We start from the raw sequence: 17,194 nt of genomic DNA, 5'->3' as shown, positions 1-17,194 counted from the left end.
TGACACACCGTCATCGCGAGCAGGCTCACTCCTACAGGGGATTGCATTTCAGGTGCTCCATATTCTTGGCGGGACGGCTTCTCGGCCTAACAGCGCAGGCCGCAGCAATCGCCACAAATCAATAAGCCAACCCCGTGCCAACAGCGCTTCACTGGCCAGGCACCGGGCAACCACTAGCCCCGGCAGCTGCGTCAGGTCCCCGCGCACTTCATTGGGCAGCGAGCGGCACGTCTCCAGCAACTCGCTATCGACTTCACCCGTCACCAACAGCGTGGCAAAAACCGGTTGCCCGTCCAGGCCAATCGGCGAGTCGAGCAAACCATCATTCCCGACAATGCGCTGGCGTTCGTGCCAGAGCAACTGGCCGTCGCGGCGGATATTCAATTGCGCCTGAAAATGCCCCAGATCGAAGCGCTCACCACTGGCCGGGCGACCCAGCACCACCACGTCCCAGTAGAACAGTCGGGCGTCGCCCTCAAGGTTGATCGAGGTGCTGAGTTCGGCCTGGGCGGCGCTGAAAATGATCGTCTCCTGGGGCAGCCATTCCAGTGTCGCACCGGCCGCGACGTGCAAATCCAGCTGCTGATAAGCGGGCCCTGCAGCGCGATACCACTTGGCGGCTCCGGGGCTGGTGATTTGTGCCCAGGCGTCAGCGCCGACGCTGGCGCTGATGTCCAGTCGATCACCCCCGGCAATCCCGCCCGGCGGGTGAACGATGATGTGCTGGCACACCTCGGGCCCTTCGGCGTACAGGTGCTTTTGCACCCGCAACGGGCCTTGGTGCCGGCGCTGGACCGGGCGCGTGCTCTCGCCGAAGCGGGCATAACCAAGCTCCAGCTCTGCGTGCCAACTCGGGGTAAACAGGGCCGGCTCTGTGGTCAGGGGCAGTAAAGGTAAATTCATGATTTCTAATAATCGTCAGGACGCTACAGACTAGATCGTAACCAGGTCGCGCACACCTTCGGCTTCCATATTTTCACCGCGACCCTGTTGCACGATCTCGCCCCGGGACATCACCAGGTACTGATCGGCCAGTTCGGCGGCGAAGTCGTAAAACTGTTCCACCAGCAAAATCGCCATGTCGCCACGGGCCGCGAGCTTCTTGATCACCGCGCCGATCTCCTTGATCACCGACGGCTGAATGCCTTCAGTGGGCTCGTCGAGGATCAGCAAGCGCGGACGACTGGCCAAGGCTCGACCAATCGCCAGTTGCTGCTGTTGACCGCCGGACAAGTCACCGCCGCGGCGTTGCTTCATTTGCAACAACACCGGGAACAGCTCGTAAATGAATGCCGGGACTTCCTTGGCTTCGCTGCCGGGGAAGCGCGACAGGCCCATCAGCAGGTTTTCTTCCACGGTCAGCCGCCCGAAGATTTCCCGCCCTTGCGGAACGTAAGCGATCCCTGCGTGAACCCGTTGGTGCGGCTTGAACGTGGTGATCGGTTTACCTTCCCAGTTCACCGCGCCTTCTTTGGCCGGCAGCAAACCCATCAGGCATTTGAGCAGCGTGGTCTTGCCCACCCCGTTGCGCCCGAGCAGGCAGGTGACTTCACCGACTTTTACCTCAAACGTCAGGCCGCGCAGGATGTGGCTTCCGCCGTAGTATTGGTGCAGCTTGTCGACGTGCAGCATGTTCAACGTTCTCCCTCAGTGATCGTTCCCACGCTCTGCGTGGGAATGCCGCCATGGACGCTCCGCGTCCGCCGTTATGTGACGCAGAGCGTCACGGGATGCATTCCCACGCAGAGCGTGGGAACGATCAATTCTCAGCGGCCGAGGTAAACCTCAATAACACGCTCATCGGCCTGCACCTGTTCCAGTGACCCTTCGGCCAGCACGCTGCCCTGGTGCAACACGGTGACGTGGTCGGCAATCGAGCCGACGAAGCCCATGTCGTGTTCCACCACCATCAGCGAATGCTTGCCGGCGAGGCTTTTGAACAGCTCGGCGGTGAACTCGGTTTCGGCGTCGGTCATGCCCGCCACCGGTTCATCGAGCAGCAACAGTTGCGGGTCTTGCATGAGCAACATGCCGATTTCCAGAAACTGCTTCTGACCGTGGGACAACAGCCCCGCCGGGCGATTGACCGACGCGCTCAGGCGAATGGTTTCCAGCACCTCAGTGATGCGATCTTTCTGCTCACCGCTCAAACGGGCCCGCAGGCTGGCCCACACCGACTTGTCGGTTTTCTGCGCCAGCTCCAGGTTTTCAAAAACGCTCAACGCTTCGAACACCGTCGGTTTCTGAAACTTGCGACCGATGCCGGCCTGGGCGATTTGCACCTCGCTCATCTGCGTCAGGTCCAGGGTTTCACCGAACCAGGCCTTGCCGTGACTGGGGCGTGTCTTGCCGGTGATCACGTCCATCAGGGTGGTCTTGCCGGCGCCGTTGGGGCCGATGATGCAACGCAACTCGCCGACGCCGATGTACAGATTCAGATTGTTCAGCGCGCGAAAGCCATCGAAGCTCACGCTGATATCTTCCAGGGTCAGGATCGTGCCGTGGCGCGTATCCAGGCCAGGACCGACGCGTTGCCCGAGACCGATGACGTCGCGGCTGCTTCCGGCGTCCCGGTTGGGTTCCAGCGGCGGGAAAAACGCCGGTTCGAGCATGAATTCAGCCGTCGCAGTCACTCTCATTGTTCACCCCTTTTTTTCAGCAGGCCGATCACGCCTTTGGGCAGGTACAACGTCACGATGATGAACAGCGCCCCGAGGAAGAACAGCCAGTACTCCGGGAACGCCACGGTGAACCAGCTCTTCATCCCGTTGACCACACCGGCGCCAAGCAGCGGACCGATCAGCGTGCCGCGGCCGCCCAGTGCGACCCAGACTGCGGCTTCAATCGAGTTGGTCGGCGACATTTCACTCGGGTTGATGATCCCGACTTGCGGCACATACAGCGCGCCGGCCAAGCCGCACAACACCGCGCTCAACACCCAGACAAACAGCTTGAACCCGCGCGGGTCATAGCCGCAGAACATCAGGCGGTTCTCGGCGTCGCGCAGCGCCGTCAACACCCGGCCAAACTTGCTTTGCGCCAGTCGCCAGCCGATGAACAGGCTCGCCACCAGCAACGCCACCGTGGCGAAAAACAACACGGCGCGGGTGCCCGGTTCAGTGATGCCGAAACCGAGGATGGTGCGGAAATTGGTGAAGCCGTTGTTGCCGCCGAAGCCGGTTTCGTTGCGAAAGAACAGGAGCATTCCGGCGAAGGTCAGGGCCTGGGTCATGATCGAGAAATACACTCCCTTGATCCGCGAGCGGAAGGCGAAGAAGCCGAACACCAGTGCCAGCAACCCAGGCGCCAACACCACCAGGCACATCGACCAGAGAAAGCTGCTGGTGCCGGTCCAGTACCACGGCAATTCGGTCCACGACAGGAACGTCATGAACGCCGGCAAGGCATCGCCCGAGGCTTGGCGCATCAAGTACATGCCCATCGCGTAGCCGCCGAGGGCGAAGAACAGGCCGTGACCGAGCGACAACAGGCCGGCGTAACCCCAGACCAGATCCAGTGCCAGGGCGACGATGGCGTAGCAAAGGATTTTGCCCACCAGCGTCAATGTGTAGGCCGAGACGTGAAACACGCTGATGGGCGATAGCAGCGACATCAGCGGCAACGCCAACAGCAAGACAAGGATCACCGCGCCAACGGCAATCGTGACTTTCGGGCCGGCCTTTTGTGTGGCCGTGAGCAACAGGGGCTGGTTCATCAGTCGATCACCCGTCCTTTCAATGCGAAGAGGCCTTGCGGACGCTTCTGGATAAACAGAATGATCAGCGCGAGGATCAGGATCTTGCCCAGCACCGCACCAATCTGCGGCTCAAGGATTTTGTTGGCGATGCCCAGGCCGAAGGCCGCCAGGACGCTGCCGGCCAACTGACCGACGCCGCCGAGCACCACCACCAGGAACGAGTCGATGATGTAGCTCTGGCCGAGGTCCGGGCCGACGTTGCCGATCTGGCTGAGCGCGACGCCACCCAGGCCGGCAATGCCCGAGCCGAGGCCAAAGGCGAGCATGTCCACGCGCCCGGTCGGCACACCGCAACATGCGGCCATGTTGCGGTTCTGAGTGACGGCGCGCACGTTCAGGCCCAGTCGCGTCTTGTTCAGCAACAGCCAGGTCAGCACCACCACAAACAGGGCGAAGGCGATGATCACGATGCGGTTGTAGGGCAGCACAAGGTTGGGCAGCACTTGAATCCCGCCGGAGAGCCAGGCCGGGTTCGCGACCTCGACGTTCTGTGCGCCGAATACCAATCGGACAAGTTGAATCAGCATCAGGCTGATGCCCCAGGTCGCCAACAGGGTTTCCAGCGGACGGCCGTAGAGGTGACGAATCACCGTGCGCTCCAGCGCCATGCCGATGGCGGCGGTGACGAAAAACGCCACCGGCAAGGCGATCAGCGGATAGAACTCGATGGCTTGCGGAGCGAAGCGCTGAAACATCAACTGCACCACATAGGTCGAGTAAGCGCCGAGCATCAGCATCTCGCCGTGGGCCATATTGATCACGCCGAGCAGGCCGAAGGTGATCGCCAGGCCCAATGCCGCGAGCAGCAAAATCGAACCCAATGACATGCCGCTGAACGCCTGTCCGAGCAGCTCGCCGATCAGCAGTTTGCGTTTGACTTGCGCGAGGCTGGTTTCGGCCGCCGTGCGCACACTGGCGTCGGCTTCGACACCCGGTTCGAGCAGGCTTTCGAGGCGGGTGCGGGCCAGCGGGTCACCGGTTTCGCCGAGCAGGCGGACTGCGGCGAGGCGCACGGCCGGGTCGGTATCCACCAGTTGTAGATTGGCCAGGGCCAGGCTCAGGGCGGCGTGAACGCTTTCGTCTTTTTCGCCGGCCAGTTGCCGGTCGAGGAATGTCAGTTGCGCCGGTTTGGCGCTTTTCTGCAATTGCTGCGCGGCGGCCAGACGGGTTTTTGGGTCAGCGGCGAGCAGTTGATGGCTGGCCAGTGCGGTGTCGATCAGACCTCGCAGGCGATTGTTCAGGCGCAGGGTTTTGGCTTGGCCGTCGACGGTCAATTCGCCTTGTTGCAGGGCATTGATCAATTCGATGCGCGCCGGCTCGGGCTGCGCAGCCCAGGCTTCCAGCAGTTTGGCTTGCTGCACGGGATTGGCCGCGACGAAGTCTTCGGCGTCGCTGGCAAAAGCGGCCATCGGTAAAAGCAACGCGACGGCGAGGAATAGACGGTAAAGGACAGTTGGCATGTCATTGGCCTTGCGTATTGATCGTTCCCACGCTCTGCGTGGGAATGCAGCCATGGACGCTCTGCGTCCCAAAAGCGGACGCGGAGCGTCCGGTGAGGCATTCCCACGCAGAGCGTGGGAACGATCAGGCTGTGCGGGGTGGCTTAGTTGCTCTTCACCGCATAATCCGGCTTCTTGTCGTTGCCCGAGATGAACGGGCTCCACGGCTGGGCGCGGATCGGTCCTTCGGTCTGCCAGACCACGTTGAACTGACCGTCGGCCTGGATTTCGCCGATCATCACCGGCTTGTGCAGGTGGTGGTTGGTCTTGTCCATGGTCAGCGTGTAACCCGATGGCGCGGCGAACGTCTGGCCCGCCAGGGCTTCGCGGACTTTGTCGACGTCGGTGGACTTGGCTTTCTCAGCCGCTTGCGCCCACATGTGGATGCCCACGTAGGTGGCTTCCATCGGGTCGTTGGTCACCGCTTTGTCGGCGCCCGGCAGGTTGTGTTTCTTGGCGTAGGCTTTCCAGTCGGCGACGAATTTCTTGTTCGCCGGGTTCTCGACCGACTCAAAGTAGTTCCACGCCGCGAGGTTGCCGACCAGGGGCTTGGTGTCGATGCCGCGCAGTTCTTCTTCGCCGACGGAGAAGGCCACGACCGGAACGTCGGTGGCTTTCAAGCCCTGGTTGGCCAGTTCTTTATAGAACGGCACGTTGGAGTCGCCGTTGACTGTGGAGATGACCGCTGTCTTGCCACCCGCCGAGAATTTTTTGATGTTGGCCACGATGGTTTGATAGTCGCTGTGACCGAACGGGGTGTAGACCTCTTCGATATCCTTGTCCGCTACGCCTTTGGAGTGCAGGAACGAGCGCAAAATCTTGTTGGTGGTGCGCGGGTAGACGTAGTCGGTGCCTAAAAGGAAGTAACGCTTGGCGCTGCCGCCTTCTTCGCTCATCAGGTATTCCACGGCCGGGATCGCTTGCTGGTTCGGCGCAGCGCCGGTGTAGAACACGTTAGGCGACATCTCTTCGCCTTCGTATTGCACCGGGTAGAACAGCAAGCCGTTGAGTTCTTCGAACACCGGCAACACCGATTTGCGCGACACGGACGTCCAGCAGCCGAAGACCACGGCGACCTTGTCCTGAGTCAGCAGCTGACGGCCCTTTTCCGCGAACAACGGCCAGTTCGACGCTGGGTCCACGACCACCGGTTCGAGCATCTTGCCGTTCACGCCGCCCTTGGCGTTGATCTCGTCGATGGTCATCAACGCCATGTCTTTGAGCGAGGTTTCGGAGATCGCCATGGTCCCGGACAACGAATGCAAAATACCGACCTTGATGGTCTCGGCTGCCTGGACAGTCCAGGTCAAGCCCATCGCGGCAATGCTTGCCGAGAGTGTGAATGCCTTGATCAAGCTACGACGCTTCATTGTGCGATCTCCATGAACATTAGAAATTTTTCTTGGTTGGCAGATGCGGACTACTGAAGGGTGTTTTGCAAAGGCTGTGCCTAGTCGGATGCAGGCAAGGAAACGTCGTATTAGAGCGGCTGCGCGCGCATGCAACGCACCAGGAAGGGACGTGCATGAGGCATTGGTGCGGTGGCCTGCGCCAGAACAGGGCGCAGGTACATCAGTCAGCATCAACCCTTGTGGGAGCGAGCCTGCTCGCGATAGCGGAGTGACAGTCACAGTGATGTTGAATGTGCTGCCGCCATCGCGAGCAGGCTCACTCCCACATTTTTTTTGCGGTGTATTCAGGTGGGAACGACGTTATCCACCGCGCGGTTCACGGCCAGCTCCGCGAGCATGATGATCTGCTGGATCGCCAGCGCCTTATGGCGTTGCGGGCCGATCAGGTCAGTGGCGAAATCGCTGGCCATGACACTGGCGGAGGCCAGGGATTCACAGGCATGGACCAGCAGGCTTTCGGTGTCGTTGTCGGGGGCGATCATGAACATGGTGCTGGGGCGGCGGGGTTTTTCTGCGTAGCGGGTCGCGGGATCGAGGTAATAGTCGAGGGCGCGGTTGATGGCTTCGCGGTCTCGGAGCAGGTTGTCGTCGTGAGATGTTTCGGGTTCGGGCGTGGTGGTGGCGATGGGTGGATCTGGAACTATTTTCTTGCACATTTGGGGTTATCTCAATTGGGGCCACCACCTATCGTTCTCACACGATAGAAGGGTGGCAGCTATGTGCGGAGTGAGAAACCGGTAACCCCGAACCCGGCCGGACCGAAGTCCGCCCGCACACAGCCGCCATTGAGCATTGCAGGCAGCGGATAAGCCGGCGGCAATTATGGTGGTACTGATGTTGGATTAACAGGGGCTGCCGGGTTCTCACACCCGATCACTGATGTGCAGTGACAGCCCCAGACTAGACAGCCCACGTCCGACGAACAACCTGAAAAAGTCGTGGGAAACGTCCGGTCTTTTTGCATCCACATAAACACATCTAAACAACCCCAGTATCACAGTCCCCCTGTGGGAGCGGGCTTGCTCGCGAAAGCGGTGTGTCAGTCACATTGATGTTGGCTATGCCGCCGCCTTCGCGAGCAAGCCCGCTCCCACAGTAGATTTGTGGTGAATGCGGAACCTGTGAACGACGATAAACCCTTGTAGGAGTGAGCCTGCTCGCGATAGCGGAATGTCAGGCAAAGTGATGCTGAATGTGCCGCCGCTTTCGCGAGCAAGCCCGCTCCCACAGGACTTGTGGTTTTCTGAGGGATCAGCGGCGGCGCATCAGGCCGATGAAGAACAAGCCGCCGATGGCCGCAGTGGCGACGCCGATGGGTAAATCTTCCGGGGCGATCAGGGTGCGGGCGGCGACGTCGACCCAGACGAGGAAAATGCTGCCCGTCAACACGCACACCGGCAGCAAGCGCCGATGCTCCGCGCCGACCAAACGCCGCGCAATGTGCGGCACCATCAGCCCGACAAACCCGATGGACCCGCTGATCGACACCAGCACGCCGGTCATCAATGAAGCAATCAAGAACACCCGCAACCGTACGGTGCGAGCATTCAAGCCGAGAGTGACGGCGGTTTGTTCACCGGCCATCAAGGCATTCAGCGGTCGGGCCATGCCAAGCAACAACACCAGACCCAGCAAGACGCTGGCGGCGGGTACGGCGAGCAGTTCCCAGCGTGCCAGTCCAAGTCCGCCGAGCATCCAGAACATCACCGCCGAACTCGCCCTGTGATCGCCGAGAAACAACAGCAGGTTGGCGATCGCCATCATCACGAACGATACCGCCACGCCGCACAACAACAGTCGATCACTGTCCAGGCGCCCGTTGCGGTTGGCAATCATCAGCACGATCAACATGCTCAGCAGCGCGCCGATAAATGCCGCGATCGGCAAGGTCAGCAACCCGATGATTTCCCCCACATGCAGCACCACGATTACCGCGCCGAGGGTGGCGCCAGAGGTGACGCCGAGTAGGTGCGGATCAGCCAGCGGATTGCGCGTCACCGCTTGCAGCACCGCGCCAATCAAAGCCAGCCCGGCGCCCACCAGCGCACCGAGCAACATGCGCGGCACGCGGATCAGCCACACGATGTGCTCCTGCCCGGCGGTCCAGTTCACCTCGCCAGCGCCGAACACTTTTTGCAGCAGAATCCGCCACACCACGTCCACCGGCACCCGCGCCGGACCGAACCCCAGCGAGACCACGCACGACACCAGCAACAGCGCGCCAAGGGCTATCAACAACAAGGCGTAGCGACGATTGATCATTCGCCGTGGAATCCCTTGGCCAGGGTTTCAACCGCCAGCACATTGTCGATGCCCGGCGTGGCCTGCACGTAGGGAATCACGATGAAGCGCTGGTTCTTGATGGCGTCCACCGATTGCAGCGCCTTGTTGTTCAGCAGGAATTGCTCCTTCTGCTCGGCAGTGACTTCGCCGTAATCGACGATCACGATCACCTGCGGATTGCGCTCGACCACAGTCTCCCAATTGACCCGGGTCCAGCTCGACTCGACGTCATCCAGAATATTGCGACCGCCCGCGGCATCGATCAGGGCTTGCGGCATGCCGAGGCGGCCGGAGGTCATGGCGCGATCTTCACCGCTGTCATAAAGAAAGACGCGGAGCTTGTCCGCCGGCAGGTCCTTGCGGACCTCGGCGACTTGCGCCTGCATTTGTGCGATCAAGGCGTTGGCGCGGTCTTGCACGTCGAAGATCTTGCCGAGGTTGCGCAGGTCGTTGTAGGTGTCTTCCAGCGTGGCGGCCGGGCGCTTCATCACGAAGGCGCAGGACTCGGTCAACTCATAGACGTTGATGCCCAGCGGCTGCAAGGTCTGTGGCGTGAGGTCGCCGCCCACGCGCATGCCGTAATCCCATCCGGCGAAGAAGAAATCGACGTTGGCATCGAGCAGGGTTTCCACCGACGGGTATTTCGCAGCGAGCTCCGGCAAGCCGTCGAGGATGGTCTGAATCTCGGGCGTCACCGATTTCCAGCCGGTCACACCGCTGTAGCCGGCCATGCTTGGTTTGAGGCCGAGGGCGAGCATCATCTGGGTCATGTTGATGTCGTGACTGAGCGCGTGTTGCGGGGCGTGCTTGAAGGTCACTTCGCGGTTGCAGCTGTGGATCGTCAGCGGGTATTTCGTGGGCTCGGCCAAGGCCTGGGCACTGCCCAGCAACAGGGCGACGCAAAGCAGGGAGCGCAAAGTCATGGTTGGGTTATCCAGGTGATTCGTGGGTAGCCGTGCAAGGGGTGTTCATCGATCAGGGCTTGTACGCCGAAGACGTCGCGCAGCAGCGGGGCGGTCAGCACTTCCTTGGGCGTGCCGCTGACGACGATGCGACCGTGATTGATGACGTAGAGTCGATCACAGAAAGCGGCGGCAAGATTGAGGTCGTGAATGCTGGCCAGGGTGCCGATCTTCAAGCGTTTGACCCGTTGCAACAGTTCGATCTGAAAGCGCGGATCGAGGTGATTGGTGGGTTCGTCGAGGATCAGCAGTTGCGGTTGCTGGGCCAGGGCGCGGGCGAGGATCACCCGTTGCTTTTCACCGCCGGAGAGGGTGGAAAAAGCGTGATCATCGAAGCCTTGGAGGCCGACGGATTCCAGTGCCTGGGTCACCAGTTGGCGGTCTTCGAAGGTGTCGCCGTCGAACAGGCCTTTGTGCGGCGTGCGACCCATCGCGACCACGTCGAAGACGCTCAGGCCGAAGGCGTCGGGAAACTCCTGCAAGACCACGGCGATGCGTTGCGCACACCAGCGTGAGGATTGCTTCCAGACGTTCTGATGATCGAGCAGGACCGCGCCGCTCTCGGGTTTGCTGAAGCGATAAGCGCAACGAAGCAGGCTGGTCTTGCCGCTGCCGTTGGGACCGATCAACCCGACGAACTCCCCGGCGGCCACGTGCAACGAGGCATCACGCAGCTGGAACTGGTGATGACAATGGCCATGACCCAGGGGGGTCCAGGCGAGGTTCGTGAGGTTCAGCGAGGTCATGCGTTTGCTCTGAGATATTGGGTGATGCTGATGGCCCCATCGCGAGCAGGCTCGCTCCCACAGGAACCGCGCAAATCCTGTGGGAGCGAGCCTGCTCGCGATTGGGGATCGTTCCCACGCTCTGCGTGGGAATGCCTCAATGGACGCTCTGCGTCCGGTTTGGGACGCAGAGCGTCCCGGGCTGCATTCCCACGCAGAGCGTGGGAACGATCATGACAGTGAGATAAGCGCGGAAAGTCTACACGCCTCTCTAGTCCGCGCATCTCGCTGGTTTCACGATGAAGATGAGGCCGATTCAATTGGAGGAATTCGCTTTGTAGAGCTTTTCGAGCTGTACATTTTAATGTCGATATATCTGGTACCCCGTCAGGCTTATTCACTAAGGGTCTATAAAACTCATTTTAACTGTCACTTCTGACAGTGTTTGCATTTTTTATCTGTAGTTAGAGTGGAGCTTCCGGGTTGCGGGAATTTTCGGGAGTCATCAAATGAAGAGGGTTATCGGTTTCTTGGGATTGTTCGCATTTTTGGTTTTAGTTCGTGGGGTGTTAGCTGCTGATAATTCGACAGCTGTTTGTGATACAGCCTGGGTGACCAGTCCTGCTTATAAAACTTGCCAGACGCCGCGTGTCGATACCAATGACGTAGAGATACCACGGGCTATGGCGACGGGAACCGGGCGGTGCTACGTAACAATCGGATGCCGCCAAGCTAACGGTCAAACAGTGGGTACAGACCTTCAGTTTGATCCACAAAATAAAAACAGTCTGAACAACTGTGATGGAAAACTTAAGTCCGGCGGCTGCTAGGCGCGCGACAATGCGCGGCTGAAAATTGAGGATCGTTCCCACGCTCTGCGTGGGAATGCCTCAATGGACGCTCTGCGTCCGGTTTGGGACGCAGAGCGTCCCGGGCTGCATTCCCACGCAGAGCGTGGGAACGATCATGAGCGTGAGATAAGCGCGGAAAGTCTACAGGCCTCTCTAATCCGCGCATCTCGCTGGTTTCACGATGAAGATGAGGCCGATTCAGTTTGCCGGGTGAAGCGCGACAACAGCACGCGATCCAGCACCCAGACCACCACTAAAGAGGCACCCACCAGCGGAAATATCACCGCCAATGCAAACATGATCACCATGGCAGTTTTCCATTTTGGCAGGTCGTGGCGCAGCGGTGGAACACCGAATTTCCCCTGTGGCCGACGCTTCCACCAGATCACCACACCGCTGACCGCGCTGAGCAAAATCATCAGGCAGATCAGCAGCACGATGATCTGGTTGAACGCACCGAACATCTTGCCTTCGTGCAACATCACACCGATTTCCGTAGCACGGGCGACAGTGCCGTATTGCTCGTAGCGCACATCGGCGAGGACATTGCCGGTGTACTGATCGACATGCAGCGTGGCGTCGTTGCGCGGGTCGTCGGCGAACACCGCGATGGTGAACACGCCGGTTGCCGTGGTTGGCAAAGTGATGCTGTAGCCCGGCTCGACCTTGCGTTGCTCGGCGATCTTCTGCACGTCCTGCAGGCTGATGGTCGGTGCCGCAGGGCTGGCTGGTGCAGCGCCGTGGGCCATGTGTTCGGCGTGGTCACCGGACATCGGCATCGGCGTGTTTTCCATGGCCCAGGGCACGGTCTGGCGGGTGGCGGTATTGAGGCTGCGGGCCTCGACATCGGACTTGGGCATGTCATTCCACATCGCGTCCGGGAACACGTTCCACACCCCCGCGTATTGCTTGCCCCAGAACCCGGTCCAGGTCATGCCGCTGAGCAGCATCACCAGCAAAAACGCGGCGCCCCAGAACCCGGTGACGGCGTGCAGATCGCGCCACAGTACGCGACCGCGACTGCTCAGGCGCGGCCACAAAATGCCGGCGGCTTGCCCGCGCGGCCACCACAGGAATACGCCGGACACCACCAGCACGACGGCCCAGCCAGCGGCCAGTTCGACCAGTCGATCACCGACCGTGCCGATCATCAATTCACCGTGGATCGCGCGCGCAACGGCTTGCAGGTTTTTCTTCGCATCTTGCTCGCCGAGGATGTCGCCGTGGTACGGATCGACGAACACGTTGAGTTCGCTGCCGTCATTGAGCACGACAAATTGCGCGCTACGCTCGGCGTTGACCGGCGGCAGGTATTGTTTGATCGTGGCCTGTGGATAAGCCTCTTTGACCCGCTTGAGCAGGTCGTCGGCCGAGACGCTGTGATGCCCGGCGGGAACGTTCATCAAGCTGCCGTACATCAGTGGATCGAGTTGCGGCTTGAACAGGTAAATGACACCGGTCAGGGCCAGCATGACCATGAATGGCGCGACGAACAGACCGGCATAGAAATGCCAGCGCCAGGCCAGGTTGTAGAAATTCACTTTGGGCTGTTTCATCGGTTGTGCTCCGCTTGGCGAATCAGTCGTTTGTTAAAAGATCGCAGCCTCGTTTCACTCGACATCTCCTACAGGGGGCGGTGGCGTCGACGGCGATCTTTGACTTTTGTTGTTAGAAACTCATGTCGACCTTGGTCCAGAGCGTTCGCCCCGGTTCCTTGATGGCCTGCGGGTCATTGGCCGGGTAGCCAAAACCGGCATTGCCGGCCAGGTTCAAATGCTCGGCGTATGCCTTGCCGAACAGGTTGTCGACGCCCGTGCTGACCCTCCAGTGCTTGTCGATCCGGTACGCACCGTTGAGCGAGAACACGCCAAACCCCGGGGGTTTGCCGAAGTCCTTGCCCACCACGTTGCCCTTGTTCTGGTCGATCCGGTTTTGCGCTGCGACCACCCGCCACAAGGCCCCGGCGCTCCAGTTGTCCTCGCTGTAGGTCAGGCCGAAACGCGCATCCAGTGGCGGCATTTGCGGCAGCGGGTTGCCGTCGCTGCTGTTCTTGCCCCAGGCATAGGCCAGCGTTGCGTCAGTCTTCCAGTTGGTGGTCAGTTGATAAGCCGCGCCGAGTTCACCGCCCATGATTCGAGCGTTGATGTTCTCGGCTTGCGAGGTGGTGCCCATCGGGGTCGGGGTGTAGTTGAACAGGATGTAATCGCGCACTTGCCCGACGTAGCCCGAGGCCCACGCTTCGAGGTCTTCGGTCTTGTATTGCAGGCCGAAGTCGAGCTGGGTGGTCTTTTCCGGCTTGATCGAATCGAAGGCATTCACCGAACCGGCGGGGCCGGACTGGGGTGAAAACAGCTCCCAGTAATCCGGGAAACGTTGGGTGTGACCGAGGCCTGCGTACAGCGTGGTGGGGCTGTCGGCCAGGTCGTGTTCATAACGCACGAAACCGCTCGGCAGGGTGTCGGCGCGGGTTTCGTCGGCGGTCGGGTTGGGGCGCGTCATCATTCCCGAGCCCGTGGTCTGCCGATAATCCTTGGCCGAGGCGCGGTCCAGGCGTGCGCCGCTGATCAGTCGATCACGCTCGGCGGCGTACCAGGTCAGTTCGCTGAACACGCCGTGGTTATGGAAATCGGCATCCTCGGTGTACGGCAGGTCCTTGTAGACGTCGATGCCCATGGCGCTGCGTTGACGATGCTCACTGGTCTGCGCGTCGATGCCGCTGATCAACTGCACATCGGCCCAGCGCCAGGTGGCTTTGATCCGCGCGCCGAGGGTACGGCGGTCGACGTTGGACGCCATCGGGCCGCTCATCATCCCGGTGCCGGACGGCGTGCGCAGGGTGTAGTTGTCCATCACATGGTCGGCGTAGTTGTAGTAGATCTGCGCTTCGACCTTGTCCAGCACGTCACCGATGTTCGACTTCTCGAAGCGCAATCCGAGGCTCTCGCGCTTGAATTGCGAGCCGTCCATGCCACGACCGGCGTAACGCGCTTCACCGTCGCCCTTGCCGGCGGTCAGTTCCAGCAGGGTGTCGGCGTCGGGCGTCCAGCCGAGCGCGACATCACCGTTCCACTTTTCATAGCGTGACGGCACGGTGTCGTTGTTGCCGTCCCTGTAGTCGTCGGCGTGCGCGGTGTTGCCGATCACCCGCACATAACCGAGCGGCCCGCCGGCAGCGGCGTCCACCAGTTTGTCAAAACGGCCATTGGAACCGGCCAATACGCTGGCGTTCACCCGGGTGCCGAGTTCACCGAATTGTTCCGGTTCCCGGTCGAAGAGGATGGTCCCGGCTGATGCGCCAGGTCCCCAGAGCACGGTTTGCGGTCCCTTGATGACGGTAAGTTTGTCGTAGGTTTGCGGGGAGATGTAGGAGGTGGGCGCGTCCATCCGGCCAGGGCAGGCCCCGAGCAACTGGCCGCCATTGGTGAGGATGTTCAGTCGCGAGCCGAACATGCCGCGCAGCACCGGATCGCCATTGGTGCCGCCATTGCGAACCAGAGCAAAGCCGGGGATGGTTTTCAGGTAGTCGCCACCGTCGCTGGCCGGCACCGGTTGGCGCGGGTCCTTGGGGTTGGTGACGATGGTCAGCGGTGAACTCGGCGCAATGGCGGTGATCACCGTCGGGCTCAGTTCTTCACTGAGGCTCGCGTTTTCATCAGCCTGCACCATTGGTGTCAGCAGGGCACCGCAAAGAACGGCGGTGGCGTGCCTGAAACGAATGCTCGATTCGTTCGGGGCAAAAGAAGCTTGGGCAGGGCTCAAGCGTGTGTCAGCAGAAAACCTGGACATGACAATTTCCATCGAACAGTCGTAAACGACACGGCCGGCAGCCTGAAGCTGTCTTCGAAACCGTGTGCAATCAGAGGTGGGTGTTTACGCGACGATGGGCGGGGCGCGGGTGCGAGCGCCGGGGAAGAAGGTTTGCCGGGCGTGGCCCAGGCGAGGGGACGGGGCGGTGTAGGTGGTGGCTGTCGGTGTATCGAAGGCGACGAAGGACTGGCCGCCGGTCAGCGCCGGGCAATTGAACAGCAGGCTGCAATAGCCACATTTTTCCCAGAGCGCGTGATGCGAGGCGGTGGGAGGGCAGTGCTCGGCGTCGGGTTGCGCGCCATGGTCGGCGTGTTCCATCGCCGACATGTCCATGCTCATGTCCATCGACATGTTCATGGTCATCGAGGACGCGCGTTGATCCATCGGCATCGACTGGGAAATCAGCGGGCCGATAAAGATCATCAACATGGCGAACAGGCTGATCCAGCTGCCGCGCGTCAATCCCGGAGACTGACGACGGTGTGCGGATGGCCTGGCGCTAGACGGGCGCATGGCGTTTTCTGCTCAGTCGATTACTGGGCGTGAGCGTGCATCTGCATCTCTTCGGGCGGCTTTTTCTGCACCGCGACGTCGACTGTCACGTCCCCGGCTTTTTCGAAATGCATCGTCAGCGGGAACCGCTTGCCATCGCTCAGCAGGCTGCGGTCTTTGAGGTTCACCAACATCACGTGATAGGCCATCGGTGCAAACGTGACGGTGCCACCGGCAGGAATGTCGACGCTCGGCACCTGCTGCATTTTCATCAGGTCGTTTTGCATGACGTGCTCGTGCAGCTGGGCTTCACCTGCAATCGGCGAATCGACGCTCAGCAGGCGGTCAGCCGTTTTGCCTTTGTTGTCGATCACGAAGTACGCCGCAACAGTCGGGGCATTGGGTGGCAGTTCTTGCGACCACGGGTGCGCGATCTCCAATTCCCCCGCTTTGTATTCATGGGCATTGGCAAAGCAGGCAGGCAGCAGCAACGCGGCCAGAACGATGAGTTTGTTCAACATGGCAGTTCTCCAGAGCGATTCAAAACGCAGGTCAGTTGCGAGACGAAATCACACCAGAGGGGAAGCGCGGGGGTTGAGACTCGGCCATTGCTGGCGCGGGGTGGGGGTATCGAGCGAGGCGGCGGGCAGGCTTCGATTGGCCTCGAAACGCGTGTAATACAGCTGTGGCGTGTGCCCCGGCAATGCCACCAACGGCGCAGAACCTGAACAACACCAACAATGCTGCATGTTGGAATGATCGTCGCTCTGCGGCGCTTTCTGTTCGATATCCCCCAGGGAAATCGCCACCATTTTGGTGCCGCTGGACGTACAGAAACTGCCCCACAACAACTGCTCGGCGGGTGATTTCGCCGATTGCGCCATGGCACCTGTCATCGGCATGGCGAGCATGTTGAACAGCACTGCGAAGCAGGCGATCCAGGCTATTGCAAGCCGTTGTCGGGACATGGATGACAATCCGTTGGGTGGGAGATCAGGCGCGGCTATTTAGCCTGATCAGGGCCGATAAGTAAAAAAGCGGCGTGCGGTGTGGTGTCGCAGCGCGATCACCGCGTCGTGGCATGCAAGCGCAGGCCCAGTGCTTTCATAACCTTCATGATAGTCGCGAATTCTGGATTGCCAGTGCTTCCCAATGCTTTGTACAAACTTTCACGACCCGGGCCTGCATCGCGGGCAATCTGGCTCATGCCCTTTGCTCTCGCTATGTCATTAAGGGCGGCGCGTATGAGTACTCCGTCGCCAGCATCCTCTTCAAAACAGGCGTCCAGGTAAGCGGCCATTTCTTCGGGTGTTTTAAGAAATTCGGCGGCATCGAAACGGGTGAATTGTTCGGTCATCGTAGTCTCAGAGCCGCTTGTTTTAGAGCTCAGGACCATAAGGGCTGAA

Annotated in this window: 16 protein-coding genes; all 16 read right to left on the bottom strand. The window is 60.5% G+C overall.

Annotated elements, in window-relative coordinates:
* Window positions 1–48 precede the first annotated feature (48 nt).
* The 16 genes from HNR03_RS21060 to HNR03_RS20985 all read right to left on the bottom strand — a co-directional run bounded on the left by HNR03_RS21060 (window position 49) and on the right by HNR03_RS20985 (window position 17,145).
* Window positions 49–903 carry an urease accessory protein UreD gene (locus HNR03_RS21060; protein ID WP_259155576.1) on the bottom strand — a complete coding sequence of 285 codons (855 nt, stop codon included), beginning with the start codon at window positions 901–903 and terminating at the stop codon, window positions 49–51.
* A gap of 30 nt (window positions 904–933) precedes the next feature.
* Window positions 934–1,632 (bottom strand): urea ABC transporter ATP-binding subunit UrtE, encoded by a 699-nt coding sequence (urtE, locus tag HNR03_RS21055; RefSeq protein WP_259155575.1) that lies wholly within the window; start codon window positions 1,630–1,632, stop codon window positions 934–936.
* Window positions 1,633–1,766: 134 nt separating this feature from the next.
* A complete protein-coding gene (gene urtD / locus HNR03_RS21050) occupies window positions 1,767–2,639 on the bottom strand; it encodes an urea ABC transporter ATP-binding protein UrtD (protein ID WP_222589579.1) in 873 nt (290 codons plus the stop codon).
* Window positions 2,636–3,715: an urea ABC transporter permease subunit UrtC gene (gene urtC / locus HNR03_RS21045; protein ID WP_259155574.1), complete on the bottom strand. Its 1,080-nt coding sequence runs from the start codon at window positions 3,713–3,715 to the stop codon at window positions 2,636–2,638. The genes urtD and urtC overlap by 4 nt, the downstream gene beginning before the upstream one ends.
* Window positions 3,715–5,217, bottom strand: coding sequence for an urea ABC transporter permease subunit UrtB (gene urtB, locus HNR03_RS21040; protein WP_259155573.1), 1,503 nt, complete (start codon window positions 5,215–5,217; stop codon window positions 3,715–3,717). The genes urtC and urtB overlap by 1 nt, the downstream gene beginning before the upstream one ends.
* 143 nt (window positions 5,218–5,360) lie before the next feature.
* Complete coding sequence (gene urtA, locus HNR03_RS21035) at window positions 5,361–6,626, bottom strand: urea ABC transporter substrate-binding protein (RefSeq protein ID WP_259155572.1); 1,266 nt, start codon at window positions 6,624–6,626, stop codon at window positions 5,361–5,363.
* Window positions 6,627–6,952: 326 nt separating this feature from the next.
* Complete coding sequence (locus HNR03_RS21030; RefSeq protein WP_259155571.1) at window positions 6,953–7,324, bottom strand: DUF6124 family protein; 372 nt, start codon at window positions 7,322–7,324, stop codon at window positions 6,953–6,955.
* A gap of 595 nt (window positions 7,325–7,919) precedes the next feature.
* Window positions 7,920–8,930 (bottom strand): iron ABC transporter permease, encoded by a 1,011-nt coding sequence (locus HNR03_RS21025; RefSeq protein ID WP_259155570.1) that lies wholly within the window; start codon window positions 8,928–8,930, stop codon window positions 7,920–7,922.
* Window positions 8,927–9,874 (bottom strand): ABC transporter substrate-binding protein, encoded by a 948-nt coding sequence (locus HNR03_RS21020; RefSeq protein ID WP_259155569.1) that lies wholly within the window; start codon window positions 9,872–9,874, stop codon window positions 8,927–8,929. Before HNR03_RS21020 ends, HNR03_RS21025 begins: the two co-directional genes overlap by 4 nt.
* Window positions 9,871–10,659 (bottom strand): ABC transporter ATP-binding protein, encoded by a 789-nt coding sequence (locus HNR03_RS21015; protein WP_259155568.1) that lies wholly within the window; start codon window positions 10,657–10,659, stop codon window positions 9,871–9,873. Before HNR03_RS21015 ends, HNR03_RS21020 begins: the two co-directional genes overlap by 4 nt.
* Before the next feature lie 1,006 nt (window positions 10,660–11,665).
* Window positions 11,666–13,045, bottom strand: coding sequence for a PepSY domain-containing protein (locus tag HNR03_RS21010; protein ID WP_259155567.1), 1,380 nt, complete (start codon window positions 13,043–13,045; stop codon window positions 11,666–11,668).
* A gap of 112 nt (window positions 13,046–13,157) precedes the next feature.
* A complete protein-coding gene (locus HNR03_RS21005) occupies window positions 13,158–15,275 on the bottom strand; it encodes a TonB-dependent copper receptor (protein WP_259155566.1) in 2,118 nt (705 codons plus the stop codon).
* Between the two features lie 84 nt (window positions 15,276–15,359).
* On the bottom strand, window positions 15,360–15,809 hold the full coding sequence (locus HNR03_RS21000) for a DUF2946 domain-containing protein (protein ID WP_222589589.1): 450 nt from the start codon (window positions 15,807–15,809) through the stop codon (window positions 15,360–15,362).
* Between the two features lie 20 nt (window positions 15,810–15,829).
* Window positions 15,830–16,309, bottom strand: a complete 480-nt coding sequence (locus HNR03_RS20995; protein WP_222589590.1) for a copper chaperone PCu(A)C — start codon at window positions 16,307–16,309, stop codon at window positions 15,830–15,832.
* Between the two features lie 48 nt (window positions 16,310–16,357).
* Complete coding sequence (locus tag HNR03_RS20990; RefSeq protein WP_259155564.1) at window positions 16,358–16,756, bottom strand: DUF2946 domain-containing protein; 399 nt, start codon at window positions 16,754–16,756, stop codon at window positions 16,358–16,360.
* 98 nt (window positions 16,757–16,854) lie between these two features.
* Entirely contained in the window at window positions 16,855–17,145 is a 291-nt protein-coding gene (locus HNR03_RS20985; RefSeq protein ID WP_259155563.1) for an addiction module antidote protein, read from the bottom strand.
* Window positions 17,146–17,194: the final 49 nt, after the last annotated feature.

This window comes from Pseudomonas sp. JAI111 (assembly GCF_024809425.1).
GTDB lineage: Bacteria > Pseudomonadota > Gammaproteobacteria > Pseudomonadales > Pseudomonadaceae > Aquipseudomonas.
The sequence above is the reverse complement of the archived record's forward strand: the minus strand, read 5'-3'. Positions and strand labels throughout refer to the sequence as shown.

What these genes read in the sequence shown, in the direction of transcription:
- HNR03_RS20990 (WP_259155564.1), bottom strand. Translation starts at nt 16,756, where the DNA reads ATGTCCCGACAACGGCTTGCAATAGCCTGGATCGCCTGCTTCGCAGTG.
- urtB (WP_259155573.1), bottom strand. Translation starts at nt 5,217, where the DNA reads ATGCCAACTGTCCTTTACCGTCTATTCCTCGCCGTCGCGTTGCTTTTA.
- HNR03_RS21000 (WP_222589589.1), bottom strand. Translation starts at nt 15,809, where the DNA reads ATGCGCCCGTCTAGCGCCAGGCCATCCGCACACCGTCGTCAGTCTCCG.
- urtA (WP_259155572.1), bottom strand. Translation starts at nt 6,626, where the DNA reads ATGAAGCGTCGTAGCTTGATCAAGGCATTCACACTCTCGGCAAGCATT.
- HNR03_RS21020 (WP_259155569.1), bottom strand. Translation starts at nt 9,874, where the DNA reads ATGACTTTGCGCTCCCTGCTTTGCGTCGCCCTGTTGCTGGGCAGTGCC.
- HNR03_RS21010 (WP_259155567.1), bottom strand. Translation starts at nt 13,045, where the DNA reads ATGAAACAGCCCAAAGTGAATTTCTACAACCTGGCCTGGCGCTGGCAT.
- urtE (WP_259155575.1), bottom strand. Translation starts at nt 1,632, where the DNA reads ATGCTGCACGTCGACAAGCTGCACCAATACTACGGCGGAAGCCACATC.
- urtC (WP_259155574.1), bottom strand. Translation starts at nt 3,715, where the DNA reads ATGAACCAGCCCCTGTTGCTCACGGCCACACAAAAGGCCGGCCCGAAA.
- HNR03_RS21025 (WP_259155570.1), bottom strand. Translation starts at nt 8,930, where the DNA reads ATGATCAATCGTCGCTACGCCTTGTTGTTGATAGCCCTTGGCGCGCTG.
- HNR03_RS20995 (WP_222589590.1), bottom strand. Translation starts at nt 16,309, where the DNA reads ATGTTGAACAAACTCATCGTTCTGGCCGCGTTGCTGCTGCCTGCCTGC.
- HNR03_RS21030 (WP_259155571.1), bottom strand. Translation starts at nt 7,324, where the DNA reads ATGTGCAAGAAAATAGTTCCAGATCCACCCATCGCCACCACCACGCCC.
- HNR03_RS21060 (WP_259155576.1), bottom strand. Translation starts at nt 903, where the DNA reads ATGAATTTACCTTTACTGCCCCTGACCACAGAGCCGGCCCTGTTTACC.
- urtD (WP_222589579.1), bottom strand. Translation starts at nt 2,639, where the DNA reads ATGAGAGTGACTGCGACGGCTGAATTCATGCTCGAACCGGCGTTTTTC.
- HNR03_RS20985 (WP_259155563.1), bottom strand. Translation starts at nt 17,145, where the DNA reads ATGACCGAACAATTCACCCGTTTCGATGCCGCCGAATTTCTTAAAACA.
- HNR03_RS21015 (WP_259155568.1), bottom strand. Translation starts at nt 10,659, where the DNA reads ATGACCTCGCTGAACCTCACGAACCTCGCCTGGACCCCCCTGGGTCAT.
- HNR03_RS21005 (WP_259155566.1), bottom strand. Translation starts at nt 15,275, where the DNA reads ATGTCCAGGTTTTCTGCTGACACACGCTTGAGCCCTGCCCAAGCTTCT.